The organism is Actinomyces gerencseriae DSM 6844, assembly GCF_000429265.1.
Lineage (GTDB): Bacteria > Actinomycetota > Actinomycetes > Actinomycetales > Actinomycetaceae > Actinomyces > Actinomyces gerencseriae.
On record NZ_AUBN01000028.1, the window covers coordinates 1 to 1,712 of the forward strand.

Genomic DNA, 1,712 nt, shown 5'->3' on the forward strand with positions numbered 1-1,712 from the left:
TGTGGGGCGTGCTTGTTTCCCGTCTCCGCTGGGGCGGGGCGCTTGCGTGGTCGGGTAGCCGAAGCGTCTGGGATGGCGTGCCGGAGCGGGTGATAGCCCCGTAGGCGGAACCTGGTTGGCGTGGGTGTGGGCGCGTGCCCGTTGTAGCACGGGGCTCGTGGAATCCTGTGTGAGTCTGCCAAGACCACTTGGCTGCCTGAATACGTCCTGGTGACCGATAGCGGATGAGTACCGTGAGGGAATGGTGAAAAGTACCCCGGGAGGGGAGTGAAAGAGTACCTGAAACCGGGCGCCTGCGAGCCGTCAGAGCCTGTGCCGCCGCGTGTTCGCGGTGGTGGGGGTGGTGGCGTGCCTATTGAAGAATGAGCCTGCGAGTCAGTGCCGTGTCGCGAGGTTAACCCGTTGGAGGGGTAGTCGTAGCGACAGCGAGTCCGATAAGGGCGATTGAGTGGCATGGTGTGGACCCGAAGCGGGGTGATCTACCCATGGCCAGGTTGAGGCGCGTGTAAGAGCGCGTGGAGGACCGTACCCGCCTGGGTTGAAAACCGGGGGGATGAGCTGTGGGTAGGGGTGAAAGGCCAATCAGACTCCGTGATAGCTGGTTCTCCCCGAAATGCATTTTGGTGCAGCGTCGCGTGTTCGCCCGGCGGAGGTAGAGCTACTGGGTGGCTGAGGGGCCTCACAGGGTTACCAAGGTCAGCCAAACTCCGAATGCCGTTATTGGGTGTGGCGCGGCAGTGAGACCGCGGGGGATAAGCTTCGTGGTCGAGAGGGAAACAGCCCGGATCGCCGGCTAAGGCCCCTAAGCGCGCGCTAAGTGGGAAAGGATGTGCGGTCGCGCGGACAACCAGGAGGTTGGCTTAGAAGCAGCCATCCTTGAAAGAGTGCGTAATAGCTCACTGGTCGAGTGGTCGTGCGCCGACAATTCAGCGGGGCTCAAGCGCGCCGCCGAAGCCGCGGACCCGCCCCCCCTTCTTCTTGTCGGGTGGGGGTCGGGTGGTAGGGGAGCGTCCTGCGCTGGGTGAAGCCCGGGGGTGACCCGCGGGTGGACGGCGTGGGAGTGAGAATGCAGGCATGAGTAGCGATGACTGGGGTGGGAGTCCCCAGCGCCGAGAGACCAAGGGTTCCAGGGCCAGGTTCGTCCGCCCTGGGTGAGTCGGGACCTAAGGCGAGGCCGACAGGCGTAGTCGATGGATGACGGGTTGATATTCCCGTACCGGCGAAGCACCGACCATGCTGACGCGCGGGTGCTAACCCACGCCCCTGCCGCCACGAGAAGCCGCGGCCGTCTCCTTCGGGGGGTGGTCGTGGTTGTGGCGGCGTGTGGTCTGGGGGTCCTCCGTGCTGGTAGGCAAGCGTGTTAACAGGGGTGACGCACAGTGGTAGCCTCGCGGGCCTGATGGCTTGGCCCGTTCAAGCGCGCGGCCCGGTCCCCAGGCAAATCCGGGGGCCTGCCCCGCCGCCCCCTATTGCGGGGGCGGCGGGGTGTGGGTGAGGCGTGATGGTGACCCCGCAGCTGGCGGGGGATAGCAGGGTGATCCTGGGGTGCCGAGAAAAGCCTCGACGTGATGGTGCCAGCCGCCCGTACCCTAAACCGACACAGGTGGTCCGGCAGAGTATGCCTAGGCGAGCGAGTGAACCGTGGTGAAGGAACTCGGCAAAATGCCCCCGTAACTTCGGGAGAAGGGGGGCCCGAACCCTGAAACGGCTGG

At 65.2% G+C, this 1,712-nt stretch carries 1 rRNA gene; it reads left to right on the forward strand.

What is annotated here, in order from left to right:
• Positions 1–1,712, forward strand: a 23S ribosomal RNA gene (locus G448_RS18555); the annotation flags it as partial.